The 24,710-nt window shown below is 62.7% G+C and carries 28 protein-coding genes; 17 read left to right on the forward strand and 11 right to left on the reverse strand.

Annotated elements, in window-relative coordinates:
* The first annotated feature begins 330 nt into the window (after positions 1 to 330).
* The gene (locus I2487_RS04370; protein ID WP_207172551.1) at positions 331 to 1,272 is read left to right on the forward strand and encodes an iron-containing redox enzyme family protein; all 942 of its coding nucleotides are present in this window, start codon (positions 331 to 333) and stop codon (positions 1,270 to 1,272) included.
* The gene (locus tag I2487_RS04375) at positions 1,269 to 1,481 is read left to right on the forward strand and encodes a CDGSH iron-sulfur domain-containing protein (protein ID WP_207172552.1); all 213 of its coding nucleotides are present in this window, start codon (positions 1,269 to 1,271) and stop codon (positions 1,479 to 1,481) included. The genes I2487_RS04370 and I2487_RS04375 overlap by 4 nt, the downstream gene beginning before the upstream one ends.
* Before the next feature lie 10 nt (positions 1,482 to 1,491).
* On the opposite strand, the gene I2487_RS04380 is transcribed toward I2487_RS04375, so the two are convergent.
* The 3 genes from I2487_RS04380 to I2487_RS04390 form a co-directional block, all read right to left on the reverse strand.
* The gene (locus tag I2487_RS04380; protein ID WP_255545940.1) at positions 1,492 to 2,106 is read right to left on the reverse strand and encodes a methyltransferase; all 615 of its coding nucleotides are present in this window, start codon (positions 2,104 to 2,106) and stop codon (positions 1,492 to 1,494) included.
* 41 nt (positions 2,107 to 2,147) lie between these two features.
* Entirely contained in the window at positions 2,148 to 3,614 is a 1,467-nt protein-coding gene (locus I2487_RS04385) for a protein adenylyltransferase SelO (RefSeq protein ID WP_207172554.1), read from the reverse strand.
* Positions 3,615 to 3,753: 139 nt separating this feature from the next.
* Positions 3,754 to 4,260, reverse strand: coding sequence for an RES domain-containing protein (locus I2487_RS04390; RefSeq protein ID WP_345941332.1), 507 nt, complete (start codon positions 4,258 to 4,260; stop codon positions 3,754 to 3,756).
* A gap of 933 nt (positions 4,261 to 5,193) precedes the next feature.
* On the opposite strand from I2487_RS04390, the gene I2487_RS04395 reads away from it, so the two are divergent.
* Positions 5,194 to 6,036: an SDR family NAD(P)-dependent oxidoreductase gene (locus I2487_RS04395; protein WP_207172560.1), complete on the forward strand. Its 843-nt coding sequence runs from the start codon at positions 5,194 to 5,196 to the stop codon at positions 6,034 to 6,036.
* A gap of 154 nt (positions 6,037 to 6,190) precedes the next feature.
* Here I2487_RS04395 and I2487_RS04400 read toward each other — a convergent pair whose 3' ends face one another.
* On the reverse strand, positions 6,191 to 6,829 hold the full coding sequence (locus I2487_RS04400) for a hypothetical protein (protein WP_207172561.1): 639 nt from the start codon (positions 6,827 to 6,829) through the stop codon (positions 6,191 to 6,193).
* A 443-nt stretch (positions 6,830 to 7,272) separates the two neighbouring features.
* On the reverse strand, positions 7,273 to 7,674 hold the full coding sequence (locus I2487_RS04405) for a MerR family transcriptional regulator (protein ID WP_345941333.1): 402 nt from the start codon (positions 7,672 to 7,674) through the stop codon (positions 7,273 to 7,275).
* A 144-nt stretch (positions 7,675 to 7,818) separates the two neighbouring features.
* Between I2487_RS04405 and I2487_RS04410 the strand changes: the two genes are divergently transcribed.
* Entirely contained in the window at positions 7,819 to 8,727 is a 909-nt protein-coding gene (locus I2487_RS04410) for an NADP-dependent oxidoreductase (RefSeq protein ID WP_207172565.1), read from the forward strand.
* Positions 8,728 to 8,856: 129 nt separating this feature from the next.
* On the opposite strand, the gene I2487_RS15455 is transcribed toward I2487_RS04410, so the two are convergent.
* The 3 genes from I2487_RS15455 to I2487_RS15315 all read right to left on the reverse strand — a co-directional run bounded on the left by I2487_RS15455 (position 8,857) and on the right by I2487_RS15315 (position 10,814).
* Positions 8,857 to 8,979, reverse strand: a complete 123-nt coding sequence (locus I2487_RS15455; RefSeq protein WP_255545941.1) for a hypothetical protein — start codon at positions 8,977 to 8,979, stop codon at positions 8,857 to 8,859.
* 106 nt (positions 8,980 to 9,085) lie between these two features.
* Positions 9,086 to 9,640 carry a response regulator gene (locus I2487_RS04415; protein WP_218624361.1) on the reverse strand — a complete coding sequence of 185 codons (555 nt, stop codon included), beginning with the start codon at positions 9,638 to 9,640 and terminating at the stop codon, positions 9,086 to 9,088.
* Positions 9,522 to 10,814: an ATP-binding protein gene (locus tag I2487_RS15315; RefSeq protein ID WP_218624380.1), complete on the reverse strand. Its 1,293-nt coding sequence runs from the start codon at positions 10,812 to 10,814 to the stop codon at positions 9,522 to 9,524. Before I2487_RS15315 ends, I2487_RS04415 begins: the two co-directional genes overlap by 119 nt.
* Positions 10,815 to 10,962: 148 nt before the next feature.
* Here I2487_RS15315 and I2487_RS04420 point away from each other — a divergent pair, with 148 nt between their 5' ends.
* The 6 genes from I2487_RS04420 (at position 10,963) to I2487_RS04445 (ending at position 15,472) form a co-directional block, all read left to right on the forward strand.
* A complete protein-coding gene (locus tag I2487_RS04420; protein ID WP_207172569.1) occupies positions 10,963 to 11,847 on the forward strand; it encodes an ABC transporter ATP-binding protein in 885 nt (294 codons plus the stop codon).
* Between the two features lie 33 nt (positions 11,848 to 11,880).
* Positions 11,881 to 12,603, forward strand: coding sequence for an ABC transporter permease (locus tag I2487_RS04425; protein ID WP_207172571.1), 723 nt, complete (start codon positions 11,881 to 11,883; stop codon positions 12,601 to 12,603).
* Between the two features lie 111 nt (positions 12,604 to 12,714).
* Positions 12,715 to 12,882: a hypothetical protein gene (locus tag I2487_RS04430; RefSeq protein WP_207172573.1), complete on the forward strand. Its 168-nt coding sequence runs from the start codon at positions 12,715 to 12,717 to the stop codon at positions 12,880 to 12,882.
* Positions 12,883 to 12,956: 74 nt separating this feature from the next.
* Positions 12,957 to 13,904, forward strand: coding sequence for an ABC transporter ATP-binding protein (locus I2487_RS04435; RefSeq protein WP_207172575.1), 948 nt, complete (start codon positions 12,957 to 12,959; stop codon positions 13,902 to 13,904).
* A gap of 275 nt (positions 13,905 to 14,179) precedes the next feature.
* A complete protein-coding gene (locus I2487_RS04440) occupies positions 14,180 to 14,788 on the forward strand; it encodes an ABC transporter permease (RefSeq protein WP_207172577.1) in 609 nt (202 codons plus the stop codon).
* Positions 14,789 to 14,977: 189 nt separating this feature from the next.
* A complete protein-coding gene (locus tag I2487_RS04445) occupies positions 14,978 to 15,472 on the forward strand; it encodes a hypothetical protein (protein WP_207172579.1) in 495 nt (164 codons plus the stop codon).
* A gap of 147 nt (positions 15,473 to 15,619) precedes the next feature.
* Here the strand turns inward: I2487_RS04445 and I2487_RS04450 are convergent, their stop codons facing one another.
* Positions 15,620 to 16,027: a RidA family protein gene (locus tag I2487_RS04450; RefSeq protein WP_207172581.1), complete on the reverse strand. Its 408-nt coding sequence runs from the start codon at positions 16,025 to 16,027 to the stop codon at positions 15,620 to 15,622.
* Between the two features lie 81 nt (positions 16,028 to 16,108).
* On the opposite strand from I2487_RS04450, the gene I2487_RS04455 reads away from it, so the two are divergent.
* Positions 16,109 to 16,516, forward strand: coding sequence for a winged helix-turn-helix transcriptional regulator (locus tag I2487_RS04455; protein ID WP_207172583.1), 408 nt, complete (start codon positions 16,109 to 16,111; stop codon positions 16,514 to 16,516).
* 104 nt (positions 16,517 to 16,620) lie between these two features.
* Here I2487_RS04455 and I2487_RS04460 read toward each other — a convergent pair whose 3' ends face one another.
* Complete coding sequence (locus I2487_RS04460) at positions 16,621 to 17,094, reverse strand: CGNR zinc finger domain-containing protein (RefSeq protein ID WP_255545942.1); 474 nt, start codon at positions 17,092 to 17,094, stop codon at positions 16,621 to 16,623.
* A gap of 107 nt (positions 17,095 to 17,201) precedes the next feature.
* On the opposite strand from I2487_RS04460, the gene I2487_RS04465 reads away from it, so the two are divergent.
* On the forward strand, positions 17,202 to 18,062 hold the full coding sequence (locus I2487_RS04465; protein ID WP_207172587.1) for an alpha/beta fold hydrolase: 861 nt from the start codon (positions 17,202 to 17,204) through the stop codon (positions 18,060 to 18,062).
* Between the two features lie 774 nt (positions 18,063 to 18,836).
* On the opposite strand, the gene I2487_RS04470 is transcribed toward I2487_RS04465, so the two are convergent.
* The gene (locus tag I2487_RS04470) at positions 18,837 to 19,580 is read right to left on the reverse strand and encodes a GntR family transcriptional regulator (RefSeq protein ID WP_207172589.1); all 744 of its coding nucleotides are present in this window, start codon (positions 19,578 to 19,580) and stop codon (positions 18,837 to 18,839) included.
* 157 nt (positions 19,581 to 19,737) lie between these two features.
* On the opposite strand from I2487_RS04470, the gene I2487_RS04475 reads away from it, so the two are divergent.
* From I2487_RS04475 to I2487_RS04495, 5 genes are all read left to right on the forward strand, one after another.
* Positions 19,738 to 21,039, forward strand: a complete 1,302-nt coding sequence (locus tag I2487_RS04475) for an extracellular solute-binding protein (RefSeq protein WP_207172591.1) — start codon at positions 19,738 to 19,740, stop codon at positions 21,037 to 21,039.
* A gap of 142 nt (positions 21,040 to 21,181) precedes the next feature.
* Positions 21,182 to 22,051 carry a carbohydrate ABC transporter permease gene (locus I2487_RS04480; RefSeq protein WP_207172592.1) on the forward strand — a complete coding sequence of 290 codons (870 nt, stop codon included), beginning with the start codon at positions 21,182 to 21,184 and terminating at the stop codon, positions 22,049 to 22,051.
* Between the two features lies 1 nt (position 22,052).
* Positions 22,053 to 22,922, forward strand: a complete 870-nt coding sequence (locus I2487_RS04485; protein WP_255545943.1) for a carbohydrate ABC transporter permease — start codon at positions 22,053 to 22,055, stop codon at positions 22,920 to 22,922.
* Positions 22,923 to 22,968: 46 nt separating this feature from the next.
* Positions 22,969 to 23,757 carry a glucosamine-6-phosphate deaminase gene (gene nagB, locus I2487_RS04490; RefSeq protein ID WP_207172594.1) on the forward strand — a complete coding sequence of 263 codons (789 nt, stop codon included), beginning with the start codon at positions 22,969 to 22,971 and terminating at the stop codon, positions 23,755 to 23,757.
* Positions 23,754 to 24,710 (forward strand): glycoside hydrolase family protein, encoded by a 957-nt coding sequence (locus I2487_RS04495; protein ID WP_207172595.1) that lies wholly within the window; start codon positions 23,754 to 23,756, stop codon positions 24,708 to 24,710. Before nagB ends, I2487_RS04495 begins: the two co-directional genes overlap by 4 nt.

Here is a 24,710-nt window from a genome sequence, read left to right on the forward strand (position 1 = left end):
TTCTCTTGCTTGTCATGGTCACACCAGTTTTCCTGCCCGGAGCGTCGGGCGCTAGTGCGACTCTCATAACTCGTGGACCGAAATTAGGGGGTCATGCCAAGGTCAGTGAGACAGACCGCGACTCACCGAAATGTCGCTTCCCATGTCAGCGGATCTTCAATGTGACGTCGATGCCCGGCGTCGTGATGACTCTTCTATGGTTAGAGTCTCTCTGGAAGCAAGGTTCAATGCATGGTTCGCTCGTGATCATGGGATGAGGATTTGGATGCGAAGCTCTACCTACCGATCTTTGGATGCCCGGCCGATGTCACCCGTGAGGGGGGCGAGCCCATGTTGAGTCCGCAGGGTCGCGGCGCCTTGAGTGAAGCCGTCCTGGAGTCGATGCGTTCGGGGAAGACTTCCCACCTGGTTGACGGGCCAGAACCGGAAGGCGCCGAGGATGCTCAGCTGGCGCTGTGGGTCCTCTACGAGCAGCATTACCGAGGCTTCGAGGACGTCTCGGGGGAGCTGGAGTGGGATCCGCACCTCATCGGCGTCCGGCGAGGCCTCGAGCAAGAATTTGAGCGGACCCTGCGCGCCCGAATGCCCGAGGTGCCGAGGAAGGGTGACTTCGCTGAGACGTTCTTCGCGTTCGTGGCTGAGCACGACGGCCCGTCGGTGGCTGCTCACGTACAGCGGAAGGCGACCGAAGATCAGGTGCGCGAGCTGCTGCGGCACCGCTCGATCTACCACCTGAAGGAGTCGGATCACACCACATGGGTGATTCCGCGGCTGTCTGACCGGGTCAAGGCCGCCGTCATGGAGCTGCAGTTCGACGAATACGGAGATGGTGACCCGAATCGTCTCCACGCCCACCTGTTCCGGCGCGGTCTGGCGGACAGCGGCCTGGACTCTGGTTACGGGGCATACATCGACGAGGCGCCGCTGGAGGTCCTCGAGGAGAACAACGCGATGTCCCTGTTCGGCCTCAACCGTCGGCTGCGTGCCGCGTCCTTGGGCTTCCTCGCGGCGTTCGAAGCCACCAGTTCCGGCCCGTCGCGCCGGATGGCAGGCGGTCTGGAGCGGCTCGGCTTCCCCGCGTCCATGATCGGGTACTACACCGAGCATGTGGAGGCGGACGCGGTGCATGAGCAGCTGGCTGTGCGCACCATCTGCGGTGCCCTCCTGGAGGAGGAGCCGGATCTGCACGATGACGTCTATCTCGGCGCCTGGACCTCGCTGGATCTCGAAGACCGCTACGCCGCGAGGATGCTGAAGCAGTGGGCGGCATGAGCGAGGAGGCCGAACCTGGCCGCCCGGATGTGATCTTCTGTCCCAATGGACCGATGTTGCTTCGAGGTGATCATGTGGTCCAGGACGAGGACGGCAACGCTCACCGGACAACGCGTCCGGTCAGCGCCGTCTGCCGGTGCGGCGGATCGAAGATCAAACCCTGGTGCGATGGCACGCACAAGGCCATGCGCAAGCCGTCACGTGACTGACCAGCCTGGATCAGCGAGTGATGCGCACCAGCACGCCACGTTCATAGAGGCGGGTCTCGACCACTTGTACGGAGCCTGACAGAGACTCGGCCGCGTAGGCCGCGATCGTTTCCGACTGTGCGGAATTCCCGAGCTGGAGCAGCCCGGAACCGTCGGCGGAGAGGTGTCGGGCGATGAGATCGACACAGGTGCGCGCGAGGTCGAGGCCGTCGTCCCCGCCGTCGATGGCGAGGAGCGGGTCCTCGGGGAACATCGACGTGTCCGCTGAACGAACCCACGGTGGGTCAGCCACGATCAGACTGAACCGCTCGTCCGAAGCCAGGGCGGCGTCAATCCTGTTGAGCCGAAACTCGACCCTGGCCTCAAGGCCGTTGGCAGCGGCGTTCTCCTGGGCGAACTGTTCTGCCGCCGGGTTGACGTCGACCATGACGAGGTGGCGGTCAGAGTTGAGCACGGCGCCCAGTCCGATATGCCCGACGCCGGCACAGAGCTCCAGAACCGGGCCGGGCGGTGCATCGACCAGCAACTCAGCCGCCCACTCAGACTGAGCCTCGGTCCATGGCCTCGGTTCCAGCACTTGGTCATCGAACGAGATGGCGAGGCCGCGAAAGGTCAGGTGCTTCATGACCTCCATTGTGCCCCACCAGGTCCTGGTCAGAGTCGGTCTCAGGTCCCACAGAAGGTTCGGTAGGGACCGAAGCTCGCAGGTGGCGGGGACGCATAGCGCGCGTAGTCTTCGCGCCCGCGGTAGGGATCCGTCACAACCTCCAGCAGCTGGTGGAACGGTGAGAAGTCGCCGTCGGTTGCTGCGTCGAGGGCTTCCTCGACCAGGTGGTTTCGCGGAATGTAGACAGGGTTGATCCTGGCCATCTGCTCCGCATCCGGGGACAGCTCGCGCCAATCCTCCAGCCAGGCATCAAGCTTCTCGAGATTGAGCGCCTGCTGTCGAACAGGTCGTAGGTCACCGCGGGCAGCGTGGTTGAGTGCCCGGAAGAACGAGGTGTAGTCGAGCGACTGCTCCTTCAGCAGGACCATGACGTCATTGATCACCCGTGAGCTGACCTCATCATCGCGGTTCTGCGGCAACCCGAGCTTAGATTTCATGCCGACCGACCAGGCAGCACTGTACTCATCACGGAAGGCGCCCAGGGCTTCCTGTGCCAGGGCAATGGCTTGATCGTCGTCGTCGTCGAACAGGGGCAGCAGGGTCTCGGCGAACCGCGCCAGGTTCCATTCGGCGATCGCCGGCTGGTTCCGGTAGGAGTAGCGGCCATTCTGGTCGATGGAGCTGTAGACCGCCGCGGGGTCAAAGACGTCCATGAATGCGCAGGGTCCGTAGTCGATGGATTCCCCGGAGATCGTGGTGTTGTCGGTGTTCATCACGCCGTGGACGAACCCGACCAGCATCCATTGGGCCATCAGTTCGGCCTGGGCCGAGACCACTGATGCGAACAGTGCGAGGTAGGGGTTCTCTGCGTTCCTCGCCTCAGGGGCATGCCGGGCGATCGCATGGTCGGCCAGACGGCGGACCAGTTCGGTGCCACCGGCGGCTCGGGCGTACTGGAAACTGCCTACGCGCAGGTGGCTTTCGGCCACCCGGGTGAGAACCGCGCCGGGCAGAGGTTTCTCGCGCTGCACGAGGTCACCCGTGGCCAGGACCGCTAGCGCCCGAGTGGTAGGAATTCCCAGGGCGTGCATCGCCTCGCTGATGACGTACTCGCGCAGCATCGGACCCAGCGCAGCCTGACCGTCGGCCCCGCCGCGCGCGAAGGGTGTCCGTCCCGATCCTTTGAGGTGTATATCGCGCAGCTGGCCTGAGCTGTCGGTGAGCTCGCCCAACAACAGGGCCCGTCCGTCGCCCAGACGCGGGGAGTACGAACCGAACTGGTGGCCAGCGTATCCCTGAGCTACTGGGGTGGCACCCGCGGGCACTCGGTTGCCGACCAGCAGGCGGACGCCCTCTGGGTTCTGCAAGTCTGCGGGGTCAAGCCCCAGGTCTTGAGCCAACGGCTCGTTGAGCACGATGAGCCGCGGAGCTGCGGCCTCTTGTGCCGACCACGGGATCGAGAGCTCCGGGAGCTCCTGCGCGAAGCGGCGATCCAGTGCGATGTCGAATTCTGCTGGGGTGCTCATAGGGTGAAACCTCGCGACTTCCGCATCAGAAAACTGGTCCTCTCAGGACAGCATTACTCTCCCAGATCGACAAGCCGGGCCGTTCGCATCCTTGCAGTTCAAGGCACTGAGCCTGATTCAACCGCTCAACTGACGGCCCTCAGCGGGGGAGGACGCACGGGGCGTCCGGTCGATTCCATGTGAAGAGGGTCAGGTGCCAGAGCCCTGGTCGCTGTCGAGAGGGGTCAATCAGCCCCTGCGCCCCGAGCTCGAGCAGCCTCTCTCGGACTCTCCAGGAAGCTGGTGTCCTGCCTGCTGCGACATCGTCTTGCCAGGGCGCCGCCGCCGCGTCGACGTCGACGCCGATCGAGGCCATCGTCGCGGCGTCCCGGAGGTCCGCGATGTATGAGGCCGCAACCTCGAAGGAGAGCACCTCCCGATCAGGGGACGCGGAATGGGTATGGGCGAGCATCGCGACCGCCACACCCGCCCGCGAGGCGCTGAGGTAGAGGGTGGGTGTCTTTCGTGGCGAGAATCGGCCCGCCGAGTGAGAACCATCGAGTGCTCCCCGCCGGAAAGAGGGATCGACTGCTCGGTAGAAGGTTCCGCGAACGGAGATGAACGGACTGGGATCCTGGCGCTGGACCGTCGGTTCGGGTTCGTCCACTGCGTCGCACCTCTTCATGGGCTTCTCAGTTCTCGGAGACGCGCGTTCCCTGGTGGAATCGCAGGACTGGTCCGGGTGTCTCCCAGAGGGAGCTGTGTCTGCTGTCCCCTGAAGCGGCATGCAATCGGTAAGTCACCAGTACTAGCTCAGGACTGACTTGGTTGAAGCGCCACTCTGAGGTCCCCGGGGTGGCTCGCGGTTCCTCTTCGAGCAAGACCGGCACTATGTCGTCGTATGCCCACCAGCGTCCCGAGCGACCTATCTCTGCAAAGTCGTGCGAAAGCGTCTTCGACAACAGGCCCTGATCTGCGCGCGCCGTCGAAGAGAGCAACGCTAGTTCGGCCTCTTTGATCGCTGCGTATGTCGTCGACTCCATCTCCCACATTTGAGAACCCTAGTTGCATCAAGTTCCTAGCTCAAAGATTCCGATCTCACCGATGAGCAGCAGGAACAGAAGTCCCAGGCAGACGAGGGCGAAGATCGCCAGGATCGTCGCAGTCGAGCGCACAGGTCTGCTGAGACTCTTCGATGAGCTGGGCTCTGCATCGTCAGGTGTCTCACTCTGAATGGTGACCTTGGGCCCATCTGACTGGTGATTATCTGGGGTCGACATGGCAACCGTCACATCCTCATGAACCTAGTGGGTATTCCATGGTGTGAATGTCGAGGCTTTGCGCCGTCCATCCGAGGCACAGTACTCCTGCTGTGTCGGAGCGGCCTGGATGGTGAGTGCGGGATCACTGTGGTGTGCGTCGCCTCGATCGGAGTGGTTGATGCAATCGGGCTGCGCGCCGATGCCGCAGATCGAAACGCCGACCCCTCGTTGCTGACATCATCGAGTTGATGATCGCGGTCGCGTCCGCGGTGTTCCACGTTCTGACTCACCGCCCGGCGCCGCCGCCGTCAGAGATTCGTCCAATAAGGAGACAGCACATGACCGGAAAGACCATCGTCCTCACAGGTGCCAGTGACGGGATCGGAGCAGCAGCGGCCCGCCAGCTTGTCACTGACGGGCACACGGTCGCGCTTGTGGGGCGCTCGAAGAAGAAGACTGAAGCCTTGGCGCACGAGCTCAACGCCGACTTCTTCGTCGCGGACTTCACCAGGTTCTCCGAGGTCAGGGCGCTCGCGGAGCGTCTGAAGGACAGCTATCCCCGGATAGACGTTCTGATCAACAATGCCGGGGGCATCTTCGGGGACCGGGCCCGCACGGTCGACGGCTTCGAAAAGACGCTGCAGGTGAACCACCTCGCACCGTTCCTGCTCACGAACCTCCTGATGGAGACCCTGACGGCGAGCAACGCCTCCATCATCAACACCTCAAGTGTGGCAGCGCGCATCTTCGGGAAGATCAACCTCGATGACCTCAACAATGAGCGGAAGTATTCCGCGAACAAGGCCTACGGGGACGCGAAGCTGGCCAACATCCTCTTCACCAAGGAACTCGACCGGAGGTTCTCCGGCCAAGGAATCTCTGCAGTCGCCTTCCATCCCGGAAACGTCCAGACAAGCTTCGCGTCAGACACCACCAGCGTGATGCGCTTCATCTACCAGACGCCGCTTGGCCGTCTGGCCGGTCTCATCAGCCCGGAACAGAGCGCGCTCCACCTCGTATGGCTCACCGAAGGCACCCCTGGCCGAGAGTGGGTCTCAGGCGAGTACTACGAGAAGCAGAAGATCGCCAAGACCAACCCTCAGGCCGCAGACGCGCAGCTGGCAGTCGGGCTATGGGACAAGAGCGCTGAACTCGTGGGGATCTCCACGACTGCGCTGTAGCGGGCCACGGATTCCTTCCTTGTCCCGCTCCTCGACCAGCGGGGCCACGGCCGCAGCACTGGCCATCCCTCGCGCCAGCCATGACGCCCACCGTGACGCCCACGAGGCGTGGATAGAGATTCTGCGGGAGTCCCTCTCGCCGGTATAGCTCGCCTTATGTGCGCCCATTTATGCCGCGAGCTGCGACCACCGCGTTGGCGTTGTTCTCGATCCTCTTGTAGACGGTGAACGCGAGGATTGCGAACACCAGGGCGAGGGCGATGCTGCCGAAGAACATGAGGAGTCGCATGAAGCCGTTGAGCTCGAGGATCGTGTTGAACATGATCAGGAGGGATGTCAGCGAGAAGCACAGGAGGACGAAGATGGCACTCAGGAGGATGACCTTCCTGGTGTTGCTGAAGTCTGAGGTGCGCAGCACGTTGAGCTGCGCATCCCCCATAGAGACAGCCAGGTTGATCTCATTCCGACTGATCCCCGATGCCTGACCCGTGTCGAGCCGGTGAAGGGCGTCCTTCTGGATTCCTTCGATGACTAGGTGTCGGTAGGTCGCTGAGGATCCACCCAGAATGAGCGGTACCGGAATCGCCCAGAACGGGAAGGTTTCGCTGCCGTCGAACATCACGTAGGCGACCAGCGCCAGAATGGCGATGACGGGCATCGTGGTTGCGACGGAACGTGACCAGCGGAGCTTCCTGAGCGTCGTGGCCCGTCTGCGCTCGGTGTATCCAGCGGCGTCGATGACGGGGATCAGCACGTCCTCGTGGCCTGCGTGGGTCACATGGGTTTCACTCATGGACTTTCCTCCTTGATCACTGGCATACACGCCGCATGATTTGAACGTTGCTCATAAGGCTTTCTGCAACACCAGAAGACATTACTGTGTGTCGCGCAGCCTGACTATGACGGAGCCTGCACTCCGTCAGGCGTCAAGATCTGGACCCTGGGTGTGGTCCCCTTGTTTCGGGGTGCACCGATCAGTACTGGGCCGCGCATCGCCCATCCGCTGCACCCCGGGAAGCCGCCGGGAGACTGTGTCGGACCAGGGCCGTCATCATCCGTCGCCCGTCGTACCCCTCCGCTGCAAGCGCGGGACTGCCGTGCCGGTCAACGGCGAACCCGATCTTGCGGATCTGGTCCTCCACGGCTGCATCGGTGATCGCCCGGAAGGCGACATCTTGATTACTCCCAGTCCAGGCCCGGCAGGTTCGGCTTCGCCCATCTCGCGCGGGGTGTTGTTCAATCAGTGATGCCGGCGCGTTCGTTGGCGGTAGAAATGACACCGTCGAGGAGGTCTCTGGCCCTGGTGAGATCGGCGATTCGCGCGTCCAGCCGCTTTCTGTCCTCGGCGAGCATCGCTCGCTGTCTTTCGTCGGTCGTCCCGGTGTCCATGCACGGCAGCACGTCGGCGATGCGGCTGCTATTAAGCCCGGCTGAGTACATCTGTTGGAAGAATAGAACCCGGTCGACTGCGTCCTCGGAATACTGACGCTGACCCCCAGGCGTGCGGGTGCTGGAGAGCAGCCCCTGCTCCTCGTAGTAACGCAGAGCGCGCACGCTCACACCTGCTCGACGGCTGAGATCGCCAATTCGCATCTGCCCACCCCTTAGTCCACATGAAGTCCCGTCTTGGTGCCGCATGGCTGGGCCCAAGTACTTCCGGAGTCGCTGAATACTTGCAGCTGACGTCAACGTCAGCTTATAGCCTCATCCTGATGTGAGGCGAGCCCGGAACTGCCGGGGTCTTGAGTCCACATCTCACAACGCCTTAGAAGGAGCGAAGACATGCGAGCAGCCCGGTACCACCAGTACGGCGAACCAGACGTCATCCACATTGAGGAAGTTTCAGCCCCTCAGGTCCCAGCCCATGGGATCCGAATCAAGACCCGTGCCGCGAGCGTGAACCCTGTCGATACCATTCTGCGCTCGGGACGGGCCCAAGAACTGCTCCCGCTCGAGCTTCCTGCCATTCCCGGTCGCGACGCGGCCGGGATCGTGGAGGAGGTCGGGGTAGACGTCACTGGAGTCAAAGTGGGTGACGCCGTATTCGGCCTGGGCGGTGTCAGTGACACCACCGCCGAGTATTCGGTACTCACCGCCTGGGCCCGAATCCCCTCAACGTGGAGCTTTGAACAAGCCGCCGCAGCTGGGCTTGCCTCAAACACCGCCGTGCGCGGTTTGGACTCCCTTGGGGATCTCAAGGAGAAGACCCTCTTGATCGACGGAGCTGCAGGCTCCGTGGGAAGTGCGGCAGCCAGCATTGCCATCAGTCGCGGTGCGAAGGTTATTGGCACCGCGAATCAGAGAAACCACGCCTTCCTCAAATCAATCGGGGTGATCGCCACTCCTTATGGTCCAGGGCTAGCGGAGCGAGTTGCGGGCCTCGCCCCGCAAGGTGTTGACGTCGCACTCGATGCCGCCGGCGCCGGGTCCCTCCCCGAACTGGTCCGGATCACCGGTGGGCCGGAGCGTGTGACAACGGTCGCCGACCACACAGCACCGACGATAGGGGTTCGCCTGGTCAATGCAGAGAACGAATCTGGGACCCTCGAAGTCGCTGCTGCCCTGGGCGAAGCGGGACTGTACCTGCCACGAATTGCCCGCTCGTTCCCCCTGGACCAGACCATCGAAGCGCACATACTCGCCCAAGGTGCAGGGACTCAGGGGAAGGTCGTCGTTGCCATAAGCGCCTAATCAGTGAGGGGATCCGGGGAGCGCGCACGCGCTCCCCGGCTTACACATACCTGAGCCTGGCGGCGCAGTAGGCCCCTGGCACCACCCACGACAGAGTTCGGCGGCCGCAGACCGGAGGAGACTATCGCCTCAGTGGTGACGAGCCAGCGGAAGACGCACCACGGGTTGATGCGGCCTGCAGCGGATCAGCGACATCGACGGAGAGATCTCGTGCACGTGCGCGAACTCCAGGTCGGCCTTGTTCCATGCCACCCACGGGGGCACGAGTCCTTGACCGGAGCATTTCGATTGGCTCGCTGGTCGGTGAGGTGATGGCCTCGTGCCGTGCTCGACTCAGCTGGACCACCCAACCTCCCTGTCACAACCACTCCCTAGCGCGTGCGTAGCGCGCAGCCTCGCGCCGGTTGTTGGTCTGCGTCTTCTGCATGGCGTTGGAGAGGTAGTTGCGCACCGTTCCCTCCACGAGGTGGAGACGAGCAGCGATCTCGCTCACCGAAAGGCCTTCCAAGGTCTCACGCAGCACATCGAGCTCTCGATCCGTGAGCGGCGAGTCATCCACTACCGCCAACGCGGAGATGTCTGGATCAATCCAGCGTTTGCCAGCGTGCAGGGCCTCGATCACCTCGGCAATCAGCGTCGGATGAGCTGATTTGCTCACGAACCCCCGCACCCCGAGCTTCAACGCTCTGCGGAGCACCCCAGGGCGTGCGTGTCGAGTCAACATGAGAATCACCTGCTCAGGTCTGCTCCGGCGGATGATCTCCACGGCGGAGAGGCCGTCGACACCCGGCATCTCAAGATCGATGACCAGGACATCCGGCGTGTACTTCATGACGACGTCGACGGCAGCGGCCCCATCGGCTGCTTCTGCCACCACGACAATGTCGGCCTTCAGCGGCAGCAGTGAAGCCAGCGCGGAGCGGAGAAGTGCTTCGTCGTCGGCAAGCACAACGCTGATCACAGGGTTTCAGCTCTATCGTCTCGGCTGGCATCTCAGCAGAGAAGCGGGCCTCGGTCTGGAATTCTCCGCTCGACTGTTCCACAGCGAGAGAGCCACCTTCGTTCGCTACCCGTTCGCGCAGCGTCGCCAGCCCGCGCAGAGAGGGGAACGGGCCGCTGGCCGCGCCGTCGTTGATGATCAACATTTCTGTCTCAGAGATGCGGATCTTCACCTCCGTGGCCTGCGCGTGTCGAAGAATATTTGTGGTGGTCTCTCGCAGCACCTGTCCCATGAGCTCGTTGAGTTCGGGCTGGATCTGGCCATGCCGGCTGATCCGCACATGGACCCCCGCAGCTTCCAGGAGGTTCTTCGCATTCTCCAGCTCGGCGCTGAGGTTGAGTTTCCGCTGCGCATAGGCCAGGTTCCTCGTTTCCCGGATGGTCTCCTCCACGTGAGCGTAGACCTCGCGCAGTTCGACACGGGCCTTTCCAGGATCGGCTGCGAGAAGCTCTTCGGCCAATGCGACCTTGAGGTTGACCACATGGAGGGTGTGGCCCTGGATGTCGTGGAGATCGCTGGCGAAACGCATCCGTTCTCGCATGATGCCCAACTCAGCCTCTGTCTCCTGGGCGACCTCGAGATCCTCCAAGATCCGCCAGTATCCCCGCATCATCAAGATCACCGCCGCCACGAACACGCTCAGCCCGCCCGGCACCAGCACGTAGCGCACCACATTGACCCAGGTCACGGGTTCGCTCACGAAGTAGAGGCAGCCGATCGCGGCGATCAGCACACCCAGGCCGACGATCCAGACCAGGTGTCGACGGCGCAGCCGGGGGATCAGCACGCCGCTGAGCATCGCGGCACCGAAGAACGCCACTGGGTTCAACGCCAGCACGGCGCAGACAACCCAGACCACGAAAGAAGAGACAAGGGCCAGGCCGGTGGAGACAGGGTGGCGCTTCGGGTCCCATTCCAGCAGCACCAGGAAGGTGCCCAAGATTCCGAGACTGAAGCTGAACCCCTCCCGCCAGGTCTCTGAGGTCATCGCGACGATCGCCAGCGCCACCGGGGCGATGGCCACCACCGTGGTGAGCACCGTGGCTCGATGCATCCGTCGCTGCGCCGCCACCGAGGTCGAGGACATCAGCTCTTGCCGCCTCGGAGGGTCTCACGTGTTTTCATGTCCCTCCATCCTCCCGGATTCGACTGCCGGTTGTAAGTGACAAAATGTCATGCCCGCTGCTGACAATCTATGACTGCCGCGCAAGCCCGCATAGGCGTGGAATAGAGGCATGAACACAGAAACCGTGATCGATGTCGAACGCCTCAATGTCAGCTACGACGACTTCCACGCAGTCAAAGATCTCAGCTTCACCGTCCGGCGAGGAGAGCTCTACGCACTGCTCGGCACCAACGGTGCCGGCAAGACCTCCACCCTGGAGGTCATCGAAGGCCACCGGGCCTCCTCCTCCGGGAAGGTCACGATCCTCGGCGAGGATCCGCGCAATCGCAAGGCCGTGCGTCCACGCATGGGCATCATGCTCCAGGACAGCGGATTCGCCGCCGATCTGAGCGCGATGGAGACCCTGACTCTCATCGGGGGGCTGACCGGAAGGCAGGATCACCCCGACCGGGTGCTCGACGTCGTAGGGCTCACGACCAAGGCTGACACCCGGGTCTCGGCGCTCTCCGGAGGCGAGAAGCGCCGACTCGACTTCGCGACCGCCATCTACGGGTCACCGGAGCTGATCTTCCTCGATGAGCCCACCACGGGACTCGACGTGGCCTCTCGCGATGACCTCTGGGACGCGGTGGACCGGCTCCGGGAAGACGGAGCCACCATCGTGCTGACCACGCATTACTTGGAAGAGGCCCAGCAGCGCGCTGACCGGATCGGACTCATGCACGAAGGGACCTTCCGGATGCAGGGCACGGTCTCTGAGCTGACTCAGACCCTGCCCGGCACGATCACCTTCCACCTTCCCGAGAACGCCCCGCAGCTCCCGCTGGAGAGCTCGCTCGCCGGCAACGGCAGCCTGCTCATCGAGACCCACGGCCTGCAGCAGGACCTGCACACCCTGTTGTCCTGGGCCCAGGAGACCGGCACCGAGCTGCGCGACCTCGACGCAGGGCCCACACGGCTCGATGACGTCTTCCGCTCGATCGCCCGCCACTGACCATTCCTCCCACATTCTTTCAAGGACACTCACATGCTCACCATTGCTCGCAGCGAACTGCGGCAGATCCTTCGCAACCGGATGGTCTTCTTCAGCGCCACCGTCATTCCAGTGGGCCTGAGCCTGCTCTTCATCGCCCAGCGTGACGCCTTCAGTCAGGTTCCCACCGGCATGGGATTCCTCGCCGGGGCGTTCATGATGATCCTGATCAGCATGGGTCTGTACTCCACGGCGGTGACCACCTTGGCTGCCCGCCGGCAGACGCTGTTCCTCAAGCGGCTGCGCTCCACCGCGGTCAGCGACCCGGTCGCCCTCGCCGGGATCCTCGGGCCTCCGGCGCTGATTGGGATCATCCAGGTCACCGCGGTGCTCAGCGTGCTTGCGGCGCTCACCGAGGCCCCCGCGGAGATCCCGCTGCTGATCGTCTCTGGGCTCTCTCTGGTGCTGATGATGCTCGGCCTGGCGCTGGCCACCGCTGGGGTCACCACCTCGCCGGAGCACGCGCAGGTCACAACGCTGCCAGTCACCATGGGCACCTCAGCGGTGGCGTTCTGGATCGGGTTCACCGGGACCGAAGAGCTGGGCATGCTCAAGCGAGCACTGCCCGGGGGTGCCGCGACCGAGCTGACCATCAACGCCTGGAACGGCGGCACCGATCTGGTGGACAACCTGCTGCTGTTGCCCCCGACCCTGGGCTGGGTCGTCATCGGAGTGCTGTTGGCCAAGCGGTTCTTCCGCTGGGAACCACGGCACTAGGACTCGCTCCGACCCGCGGGCTAGCAAGTCGCAGAGGCGCTCTCCGCCCCCGCTTTCTCAAGCTCCATCACCGCAGAGCCCTTCGAAGGACAACGACCACACAGGAGCACCATGAGCGAGTTTGCCAACGGAGCCGCGGTCAGCGTGATCCAGGGACCGATGAAAGGACTCTACGGAACTGTCGTCTTTCACGATGAAACAGAGCACAAGTACCTCGTGCGGTTCACCGGTTCGCAGCAGATGTTCTATGACCCGGACCAGATCGTGCTGTGGCGATAGACGTGATCGAAGACAGGTGAAGAACGCCCCCCAAACCAATCCAAGACTGTTGATCGTCAACGAAGGAAAATACCATGATTGAAGTTCAATCACTCTCCAAAAAGTACGGCACCAAGACGGCGGTAGATGATATTTCGTTCACCGTCCAACCCGGCAAGGTGACAGGTTTCCTCGGCCCCAACGGTGCAGGCAAATCCACGACCATGCGCATGGTGATGGGCCTGGACAACCCCAGCGCAGGTCACGTGACCGTCAACGGGCGCCATTACACGCAACACCGGGCTCCGCTGCGTGAGGTGGGCGCACTTCTCGACGCAAAGGCAGTCCACACCAAGCGCTCTGCCTACAACCACCTCAGGGCCATGGCAGCCACACACGGCATCCCGAACCGCCGTGTGGAGGAAGTCATCGAACTCACAGGCCTCGGACCAGTGGCTAAGAAGCGCGTCGGCGGGTTCTCCCTCGGTATGGGCCAGCGTCTCGGTATCGCCGCGGCCCTCCTTGGGAATCCGCACACGGTGATCCTCGACGAGCCGATCAACGGGCTCGATCCCGAGGGTGTCCAATGGGTGAGGCACCTGGCGAAAGACCTCGCGGCGCAGGGTCGCACGGTGTTCCTGTCTTCCCACCTCATGTCAGAGATGGCACTGACCGCCGATCACCTCATCGTGATCGGGCGCGGCCGCATCATCGCTGATGCTCCCATCCAGACGATCCTTGATGCTCAGAGCACATCACGTGTCCGCGTCCGGGCCGATCGACTGCACGACCTCCTCAATGGCCTCGCCGCCGAAGGAGTTACCTCACAGCTCTTCGAGCCGGAGCTTGTGGAGATCACCGGTGTCGAGCCACGTCGCATCGCCGAAGTGGCCCGCCGCGAAGACGTGCTCATCTACGAACTGTTTCCTCTGCAGGTCTCCCTCGAGGACGCGTACATGCAACTCACCCAGGACGAGGTCGAGTATCAGTCCCAGAACATGTCGGACATGAATTCGATCTCAGCTTCATCGGAAGGACGATGATCATGAGCACCCAGACAATCACCCCACCCACACAGACCCCGCAGACGGCAGGGCACCAGAACGGCTCAGGAATCACCTTCGCTCGAGCGTTGAGATCGGAGTGGATCAAGTTCACCACGGTCCCCTCGAGTGTCATCCTGATAGCGACCACGGTCGTCGTGATGGTCGGACTCGCGGCTCTGTCTGCGTGGTCCTTCACTGTCCTGGCCCAGTCTGATGCGCAGCTGCCCCCAGATGTGCAGGTGCCGTTGGAAGGACCAGGAAGTGCGGCTGCCATGGCACTGACCGTCTCTTCCTCCGGCTTGGTCTTCGGCCAGCTGCTCATCGCCTCACTCGCAGTCGTGTTGATCGCGTCCGAGTGGGCGACGGGCATGATCCGATCCACGCTGGTCGCGGTTCCCCGGCGCAGCACGGCCCTCCTGGCGAAGGCCCTCGTCGTGTCGGTCGTTGCCTTCCTCGTCGGCTTCGTCAGCGCCTTGCTGTCCTACCTTGTCTCCCAGCCGATTCTGGGCATGGAGAACATGAGCTTCTCACTCACCGAAGACGGGGTACTCCGGAGCATCGTCAACAGCGGCACGTATCTCGCGCTCATCGCGTTGATCTCTGTGGCCATCGGCATCCTGCTGCGCAACACGGCCGGCGGCATAGTCACCGCAGTCGGCGTCTTCTTCGTCCTGCCTCTCGTCTTCGAGCTCATCTCCGGACTGGCGGATTGGGTCACCGAAGCCGCTCGTTACCTGCCAGGGCAGGCCGGCATGGAGATGGTGGCCATCACCACCAGCGACGGCGCACTGACCCCGCTCGAGGGCGGCCTGACAATGACCGCCTGGGCGCTGGTTCTGCTGATCGGAGCCCTGGTCGTCACCAAGAAGCGCGACGTCTAGTCGAGATGCCTCGAGCTGGAGCAGCAAGACTCGCCTTCTCGTCGACCCGAGAGTCTTCCTTGAGCTTCGCGTCATGCACCGTCCAAGGTGCATGGACCACAAGGTCGGGTGGTGGGTCGACATCGACACGCGAGTCCCCCCAGGAGTAGCTGCCACCCTGCCGATCACCCACGCTCACGAAGGAGAGTCATGACCGCGCCCAACCAAACCGTGGCTGTCGAGCCCCCCTCACACGCTGCGAGAAGCCGCTCGAGAGTTCCAGCAGTCATCACCATTGCGCTTGTTCTTGTCGGCCTCTTCGCCGTTGTCCTGTCACCTCTTGGCGAGCCGGTGCGCACGTTGGGAGGCTCCTGGAGCGGATTTTTCGCCGAGCACGAAGAGCGCCTCTACACTGACGTGGCCGACTGGGAGGCTGAGGAGGACTTCGCTTTCAAGAAGGAGACGGACACCTGGTTGCCCGAGGGCGCTGCCGACATCACTCTGCGGGTGGCTCACGACGCACAGGGGTGGGCCCTGCGCTTCGCGTCGGATGCTGGGCAACCCTCCGGATGCATCCCGGTAGAGGCAACAACCCCTCCCCGTCTCCATGTGGAATGGTTGCCCGAGGCAGGCACATCGGGATGGGAGTGCGACGTGTTGAACGTCCAGGGCACGGCCGATGGCTTCGCAGCGTGGATGCCCTAAACCCCGCGGAGGACACTGCGCCCGATCCGCGACGCTCTCCGGATTCGGTCGGGACAGCTGCTCTCGATCACAGACGCAGAGGAACACTCCCGTAGGCCTCCCCAAGCCCGGAGCGGGACCCAGGGAGGCGCCTGCTATAGGGGGGGGTCAGTCGAGCACGGCTGTCGCTTCCACTTCTACCAGAACGTCTGGTTCGAAGAGGTAGTCCACCCCGATGAGGGACGCAGGCGGCATCGGCGTGGGCAGCCCAACTTCGGCAGATACGGAATGAACACCAGACATGAACGCCTCAATCTTCTCCGGCGACCACGCCGTGACATAGAAGGTCAGACGAACCACGTCCTCGAAGCCTGCCCCGACACTCTGCAGCCCCAAGTAGGTATTGCGCAGCGCGTGGACAACCTGTCCTGCGAGGTCCCCTGGGGCCATAGGTGCACCGTCAGAGTCTCGCGCGATCTGGCCAGCCACGTGCACGTGCCGCGTTCCGGTAGCTACGGCGACATGCTGATAGGGAGCCGGCATGAGTGAGTCTGGTGATGAAAGTTGCACGGTCATGGTGTTGTTCCTGTTCGTCGAAGTAGCTGGTATACCTTTGATACTTGGTCTTCAGAGGTAACTTCAACGAGACTTGGTGTCATGGACGATACCGAAACGGACCCTGTTGACCCCTTTGAGATCAGCGCGCCGCATCGGGCACTGCTTGATCAGGTGCTTGATAAGTGGTCCCTGGAGATCTTGAACGAGCTCTGTGAGCGGCCGGCTCGGTTCAGCCAGCTTCGGCGCGCGATCCCGGCGGTGACGCAGAAGTCACTGACCTCGACGTTGCGTCGATTGGAGCGAAACGGCATCATCACCAGGGTGATCCTCAGTACTCGTCCAGTCGCGGTGGAATACCGCATCACCCCGCTGGGGAAGACGTTGAGGCCACCGGTGGACGTGCTTCTGGAGTGGGCGGCGCGGCACATGCTGGAGATCGAAGAGGCCCGTCGCTGCTTCGATGACGATGACGATGACATGGAATCAGACCTCTCCCGCGTTCAATAGTCACGCGAGGTCGGGCTCGATGAACGCCAAAGTCATCATCCACTTGGTGGCCAGAGGGTCAAGTCACCCTGCCCGCTAGTCGATGCTTTATCTGGCACTTCCGATCAAACTTTGGGCCGCCTCGCGTGCGTCCGCGCCTTCATCCTGTTGCCGCACCTCGCCATCGAACACCACCTCGCAGTGCCAGGTCGACTGTGGTCGACGAGAAACAGATTGCATTCGCTGTTCGCGCACGCGCGGAGCCGCCCGGGGAACTCTTCCACCACACTCGACCAAGCCAGCACGACACCCACCGCGAGGCGGTCGTCATCCGGAGCCTCAAGCTCCCAGACCACGCCATCCCGAGTCACGCGAGGCGTGCGCACAGCGGCCTCGACGATGCCCGCGAGCTCCTCGATGCCCGATGGCTGATCCCCGCGGATGACGGACTGTAGCGCGTTGCGAGCACTGCGGAGCTGCACCAACTCTTCTCCAGTGCTCGTCCCGCCCCAGCTCCGCGCGAACTCTCGCCCCGAGGGGCCATCGAGGTGGTCGATCAAGCCGCCGTCGATCACGGGCGCGCTGTTCAATACGGCCAACAGAATCTCTTCGTTCCTACCCACCACTGCCCGCCCTCCGCGCCGTCTGGTACTCCGGGTTCATGCTACGGTTCGCTAACCAGTAAATCAATTCAAAGGGGTTAGTCATGGTTGCCGTCCACCACCGCACCGTCTCTGTCGACGGGCTCGACGTGTTCTACCGTGAGGCCGGACCAGCCGAAGCTCCCGTACTCCTGCTCCTGCACGGGTACCCATCCAGCTCGCATATGTTTCGGCACCTCATCCCGGAGCTGGCCGACCGGTACCGCGTCATCGCCCCGGACCATATCGGATTCGGACGCTCCTCCGCGCCGTCGGTCGAGGAGTTCAATTACAGCTTCGCGGCCCTCACGGAAGTGACGGGCCGGTTCCTCGCGACGTTGGGAGTCGACCAATACACGATCTACGTTCAGGACTACGGCGCCCCCATCGGCTGGCGCCTGGCTCTCGCCGATCCCACCGCTGTCGTCGGTGTCATTTCGCAGAACGGAAACGCCTACGAGGAAGGCTTCGTGCCCGGCTTCTGGGACGCGATATGGGCCGATGCCGCCGAACAGACGAGTGAGACACGTGATGCCCTCCGCCCGGCACTGGGCCGGTCGGCGGTCGAATGGCAATACACCCACGGCGTACCCGATCCGACGCTCATCGACCCCGATGCCTGGGAACACGACCTCGCGCTCCTCAGTCGACCGGGACAGGACGAGATTCAGCTGACCCTATTCCGCGACTACACCAGCAACAGGGCTATCTACCCCGCTGTACACACGTGGCTCCGCACCTACCGAGTGCCCGTCCTCGCGATCTGGGGGCGCAATGACGAGATTTTCGACGCGGCCGGCGCGCGCGCCTTCCAGCGCGATGCCCCCGACGCCCGCATTCAGCTCGTAGATGGCGGACACTTCCTGCTTGAATCCCATCTCGACCATGTCGTCTCCTCGATCTTGGACTGGCTCCCCGGCAGGTGATCGACCGACACCGGTCAGCAGGTTTGGCGCCACACCTCTCAGCTTCGTGACACAGCACTGCTTCAACAGGCCAGCGCGGACAGACAGAAGGTCCTTCACCGGGTGGTGAAGGTTTTCCTGCGATAGGCGATGAGCTCATGGGAACATCAGCTCAGCGACGCGATTGTGGTTCGCCGATGCCCTGCAGCACGGTCTGGATGACCTCAGCATTGCCAAGGACCTCCATGCCACGCGTATTCGCGACGGAGTATGTGGCGAGCTCGATGCGTCGACAGTTGCATTGCTCTCGCAGCGTTCTGCGTTTGCGCGATGCAGGAGGCGTACTCCTCTTCTATGTGTCGGTAGGCCCGGGCGGCCGTTTCGGTGACGCCCGAATCGACACCGGGGCTCCTGCTCGGTTCTAGGTCCTCAAGCGGTGCTCGGGAACCGCCCAATCAACGAAGTCTCCCAGAGGCTCAAGGTGGTTCGCTCTGGTCTGTCCCGCTCTCCATCACCTCCTGGGTGGTTCAAATTCGTGGAACCCCGAGACGTTGCGCCGCGTCCTGCACCGGCTGCTGCCACCTGGAGGATCTCGCTGGACTTGCCGTACGGGCCCGCTGTTGACGTGGGGAATGACATCTCGTGAGACGCAGTCCGTCTCACTAACTTGTCGAAATCATCGAAGTTCAGACTCAGAGGGACAGCCGGACGGCTCGGTAGAAGCGAAACTCCTCAAGACCTACACGGGACTTCTTTGTACCGGTTGATGATGGCCCTTCGCCTGGCTTCAAAGCGTCATCCCTGTCGTCTCGGGGTTCCCGGGTGCACGTTAGAGGTGCGCGCGAAGAACTGGAAACGGTCTCCCCGGAATACCGAACGAGTCCACTCCACTGGAATGCCGTCCGAGTCGAGGCCACGCCTTTGTGTCAATAGCAGAGGGGCACCTGTTTCGATAGCGAGGAGATGTGCCTCGAGAGGACCTGCCACCACAGTCATCACAGTATCTTCGGCTTCAGCAATTGAGATGCCGTAGTGGTTTCTGAGGACGGCGTACAGCGAACCATCACGTGCGAGGTTCTGCTCCAGGTCGGGCAAGTCCCCCGGTAGGTAGGCCGTCTCGTGAGCCAGCGGCTCCCCATCGATAACACGTACTCGCTCCAACCGCGTGAGCTCTGTTCCCACGGGAACGCCCAACTGCTCCGCGAGGTACCCATCCGATGGCACTGCGTCAATCCCCAGAATGTCCGATGCGCTCTTCAGGTGCTGCGCTTCGGCGTCTTCAGTAAAAGACGTGAGCTGGCGGACATAGGTCGGACGCGGCGGTGCCACGAACGTTCCCTTCCCTTGGGTGCGGTTTAGCAGCCCCTCAGCAACGAGCTCGGAAATGGCTTGCCGCACGGTGGTGCGGGACGTCTGGTACCGAGTGGCGAGAGTGCGCTCAGTGGGAAGAGAAGCCTCCGGCCCGGCTTCCCTCGCGAGATGGCGAAGTTCTTCCTTCACCTTGTAGTACTTGGGTGCGATGAACTCCCGATCGGCCATGACACCATGCTACCGCTTACAGAGAAAATTGGAGTAGTCCAATCTATTGACTTCAAAATTGGTCTAGGCCAAACTTGTCAAATTGAACGACCCCGTTCACGAGGGAACCGAAAGGAATTTGACGATGCTTGCACCTAAGAGGTCAAGGCCCCCTGCCATGACGATCGGCACGGGCCTCTCACTGGCCCTCCTCCTGTCCGCATGCTCCGGGGACTCCGAGAGTTCCGGTGGCGAAGAGTCCGATGGAGCCATTGAGGTGTGGGCTCACGCAGGCCAGGCGGCAGAGAGCGAGGCATTGCAGTCACTGGTGGATGAGTTCAACTCGTCCCAGGAAGACGTGACGGCGGAGCTGACGCTCATCCCTGAAGCTGACTACACCAGCACCATTCAGTCGACCTCGGCGGAGGACCTGCCCGAGGTCATGGAAATGGATGCCCCGACCATGGCGTCGTTCGTCTATGACCGCAAGCTCATTCCGCTCGAGGACGTTGTCTCTGCCGACGCGCTCGACAACCGGATCGGAGGCGTCGAGGAGAGCGGCACATACAACGACGCTACCTACGCCGTGGGGATGTTCGACGTCGGGCTGGGTCTATGGGGTAACAAGACGTTGCTGGATGAGGCGGGTATCGAGGCGCCAACGACCGCAGACGAGGCGTGGACGGTCGACGAGTTCGACACTTACGTCGCGGAACTGGCGGAGGTCGCGCCCTCCGGCAAGGCCATCGATCTCGGAGAGGCCAATGGCTTCGCGGCGGAGTGGGGAACATTCACCACAACTCCGGACATCTGGTCAGCTGGAGGCACGCTCATGCTGGACGGGGAGGCTGACGGGGTGCTCAACAGCCAGGAGAACGTCGATGCACTCGAACGCTGGGCCTCCTGGAAGGAGTTTGCCGATCCCAACACCAGCGGAACAGCCTTCCCAGACGGAGAGACCGCCCTGACCTGGACCGGCAACTGGATGTATCCCACCTTCAGCGAGGCGCTCGGGGAAGATCTTGTGCTCATGCCGCTGCCGGACTTCGGTCAGGGCACCAAAGCTGGGCACGGGTCCTGGCAGTGGGGGGCCACGCCCACTGCCGAGGGAAACACTGAGGCGGCGGGAGCATTCCTTGATTTTCTGCTCTCTGACGACAGCATCAACGCAATGGTTGAGGCCAATGCTGCGGTCCCAGGTAGTACCTCGGCTCTGGAGCAGAGCGAGCTCTACGGCCCAGACAAGCCGTTGGAGCTGTTCGCTGACAATCTCGCCTCGGCTTGTGGCTCAGAGGACGTCACCGAAGAGTGCATCGCAGTCGCGCGTCCGGTGACCCCGGGGTACCCAACTGTGACTAGCGCCTTCGGAAGCGCTCTCCTTGCGATCTGGGGAGGTGCGGACGTGCAGGACGAGCTCGACTCGGCCGCGCGCGCGATTGATTCCGACTTCGCCGACAACGACGGCTATCAGAACGACTGATCGACTCAGGAAGCGGGGCTCACGGGCCCCGCTTCCTCAGTTCAAGGAGGGCGACATCGCCACTACAACAGGGCTCAACCCCCCGCAGGCCCCGACTGTCAGGCCGCGAAAGATCAGAAGGGCCCAGTTCGCGGGTCCGCTCATGGCGGCTCCAGCCATCTCGCTCCTACTGCTATTCGTGGCCGTGCCGTTCCTGGCTTCGATCGGCTTCTCGCTGTACAACGTCCGGTTGGGGGACCCCCGAGACCCCTCCTTCATGGGACTCACGCAATACGTCCGGATCCTGACAGATCCCGATGTCTCCGGACAATTCCTGGACGCACTGCTGCACAACTTAATCTTCGCCGCGGTCGTCGTACCGGTGCAGACGGCCCTAGCTCTGGCTCTGGCTCTGCTGGTCAAGAAGAACTTGCCCGGAATGGGAGTCTTCCGTTCGCTGTATTTCCTGCCCGTCGTCTTTCCCATCGCTCTGGTCGCGATCATCTGGCGTCTCATCCTGGCCCGAGGTGACCAAGGACTGCTCAACTCAGCCTTGGCCTTCTTCTCAGGAGGAGCCTTCGGGTCGCAGGACTGGCTGGGATCGGAACTCACGGCACTTGCGTCCGTCATCGTCCTCTCAATCTGGCAGGGCTGCGGGTTCCAGATGGTCATCCTGTTGGCAGCGCTGCAGCAGGTTCCGCCCGAGCTATACGAAGCAGCTGAACTCGACCGGGCCAACGGCTGGCAACGATTCGTCCACGTCACCCTGCCTGGGGTCAGGACGACCCTGGTGTTCGTGGCGCTCTACACGACGATTCTGTCGCTCCGGGTATTCGACCAGATTTACGTCCTGGCCAAGTCCGGCGGAGGCCTCAACGAGGACGCGACACGAACAGTCATGTACGAAGCCGTCACCGCGGCGTTCGACGAGAACAACATTGGGCGGGCCAGCGCCATATCGGTGGTCTTCTTCCTCATAGTCGTCGTCCTGTCCCTGATCCAGCGCCGCGTCACGACCGAGAAAGAGGGCTGAGATGGCTCAGATGACCGCGTCCAACCCCAAGATCAGTCGGCGGGAGCTCAAATCCCGCATACCGCATTACGCGGTGCTGCTTGTTACCGGGGTGCTCTTCCTCGCCCCGGTCGCCTACATGGTCGCGGCCTCTCTTGCGCCGGCGAGTGACACGCTGGCGGGGTTCACCGTCTTCGACGTGACCCAATGGGGACTGCACAACTACTCGGGGGTGGCCTCCAGCCTGTCCTCGGACAGCACTGGGCACCTCTGGCGCTTCTTCGCCGTCTCGTTTACCGTGACCGTCGCCGTCGTTGGACTTGGCCTCATCGTGAACTCTATGGCGGCCTATGCGCTGGCCCGGCTGTCATGGCGTGGCCGCGCCGTCGCCCTCCTGGCGATTTTGCTGATCCTAATTGTGCCATTTGAGGCGGTCGCCGTGCCGATGTTCTACCTCTACAACGACGCACGAAACACGCTGTGGATCCAGATCCTGCCGTTCATCGGAAACGCACTGTCCATCTTCCTCTTCTATTCATTCTTCACCGGAATCCCGCGCAGCATCGACGAAGCCGCTCGGGTTGATGGCGCCGGACCCTGGCGCATCTTCTGGCAGATTATCGCCCCGATGAGCAAGCCGGCGTACGCCTCCGTCGCGATCCTCACCTTTCTCACCCAGTGGGGCTCCTTCCTCTGGCCCGTGCTGATGATCTCGGATCCGAACCTGAGGCCCCTTCCGTTGCAGATCAGCGTCTTCGCCGGACAGCTTCCACCCGCCTGGGGGCAGGTTATGGCCTTCGGGGTCCTGCTCGTGCTCCCGGTCATCGTGGTGTTCCTGGTCTTTCAGCGGTGGTTCATCGAGGGTGTAGCGAGCTCAGCCGTCAAGGGCTGAAGCTCACCTCCCACTACGCACCGCTCACCATTAGAAGGGACAGACTGTGGAAGTTGTCATCCTGGCCGATCCGGCTGCGGTCGGATCCCACACCGCAGAACTCATCGCCCACCATGCCTCCGAGACACCAGATATGGTCCTCGGAGTCGCCACCGGTTCATCGCCGCTGGGTACCTACCGCGAGCTGGCCCGGCTGCGTGCTCAGGGAGACGTCACGCTCGCCGGCGTGCGGATTTTCGCGCTCGACGAATACGTCGGCCTGCATGAACGACATCCGGCGAGCTACGCGCTCGTCATCGAACGTGAACTGACGACTCCGCTGGGGTTAGACCCGGCGAATGTGCACACTCCCGATGGAGGCGCTGTCGACATCCAACAAGCCTGCCTCGACTACGAGCACGCCCTGACCGAATCAGGGGGCGTGGACCTGCAGATTCTCGGTATCGGAACCAACGGGCACATCGGATTCAATGAACCGACTTCCTCGCTGGCTTCGCGCACCCGAGTCAAAGCGCTCTCCCATCAGACACGCATGGATAACGCCAGATTCTTCGCGAAGGATGATGACGTGCCTACGCACTGCATCACTCAAGGACTGGGCACCATCATGGAGGCCCGAGAGGTCGTGCTCGTGGCCCAGGGGCAGGCGAAGGCTGCAGCTGTTGCCGCCGCGATCGAGGGGCCAGTGAGCAGTATGTGCCCGGCATCGCTACTGCAGTTTCACCCCCGGGCGCGGATCGTGCTGGATGAGGCCGCCGCCGCCCAGCTGACGCTGATTGACTATCACCGGTTCGTCGCCGAAGCCAAGCACCATTTCGCTGGTGGGGCCCTATGACGTTCCGACTTCCAGATGCATGGGTGTGGGATAGCTGGCTCGCCGATGACGGAGAGAACTATCACCTGTTCTTCCTGCGCGCGAGCAGGGCGCTGCAGAATCCGGATGCCCGCCACCACCGAGCCTCGATCGGTCATGCGACGTCGGTGGACCTCCAGGACTGGACTCCCTTACCTGATGCCCTCACCGCCTCCGACGGGCCCACATGGGATGACCTCGCGACCTGGACAGGCTGCACAGTGCGTGGCCCGGACGGCACTTGGCACCTCTTTTACACCGGGGTCAGCCGTGAAGAGGAAGGGCTACGACAGCGGATCGGCTCCGCGGTCTCGGATGACCTTCTGACCTGGACGCGCTCAGAGATGCCTGCACTCGAGGCGGACGAACAGTGGTACGAGAAGCTGAACGAGGGAACTTGGCCCGACGAGGCATGGCGGGACCCCTTCGTCTTCTTCGACGAGGCGACAAATCTGTGGCAGATGTTGATCACCGCACGCGGTCGAACCGGTGACCCCGACCAGCGTGCCGTCGTCGGGCATGCGGTAAGTCCCGACCTCACGCGTTGGGAAACGCGCCCACCGCTGTCCGCCCCGGCCGGTTTCGGTGAGATGGAAGTGATCCAATCCCGTGAGGTCCATGGAGAGGCAGTACTGCTCTTCTCGTGTCTGCCGGAGAAGGCACCAGGGATCAGGTTCGACAGCAACAGCACCGGCACTTGGATTGCCCGCGGGGAGAGCCTCCTGGGGTCCTGGGACCTTCGTAGCAGCAGGAGCTTCTTCGTCCCCGGTGTCTATGCCGCGCAACTGTTCAGGAAGCGAGACGGCGAATGGGTCGTCTTCGGCTTCCAAAACAGCGTGGATGGACGCTTCGTAGGAGAGATCGCCAGCCCCGTCGCATTGAAGGACGTTCTGGAGGGAGCGACGCTCTTCCCAATATCGACCATAACTGCGTGA

Origin of the sequence: Nesterenkonia sp. E16_10 (assembly GCF_017347085.1) — a bacterium.
GTDB lineage: Bacteria > Actinomycetota > Actinomycetes > Actinomycetales > Micrococcaceae > Nesterenkonia.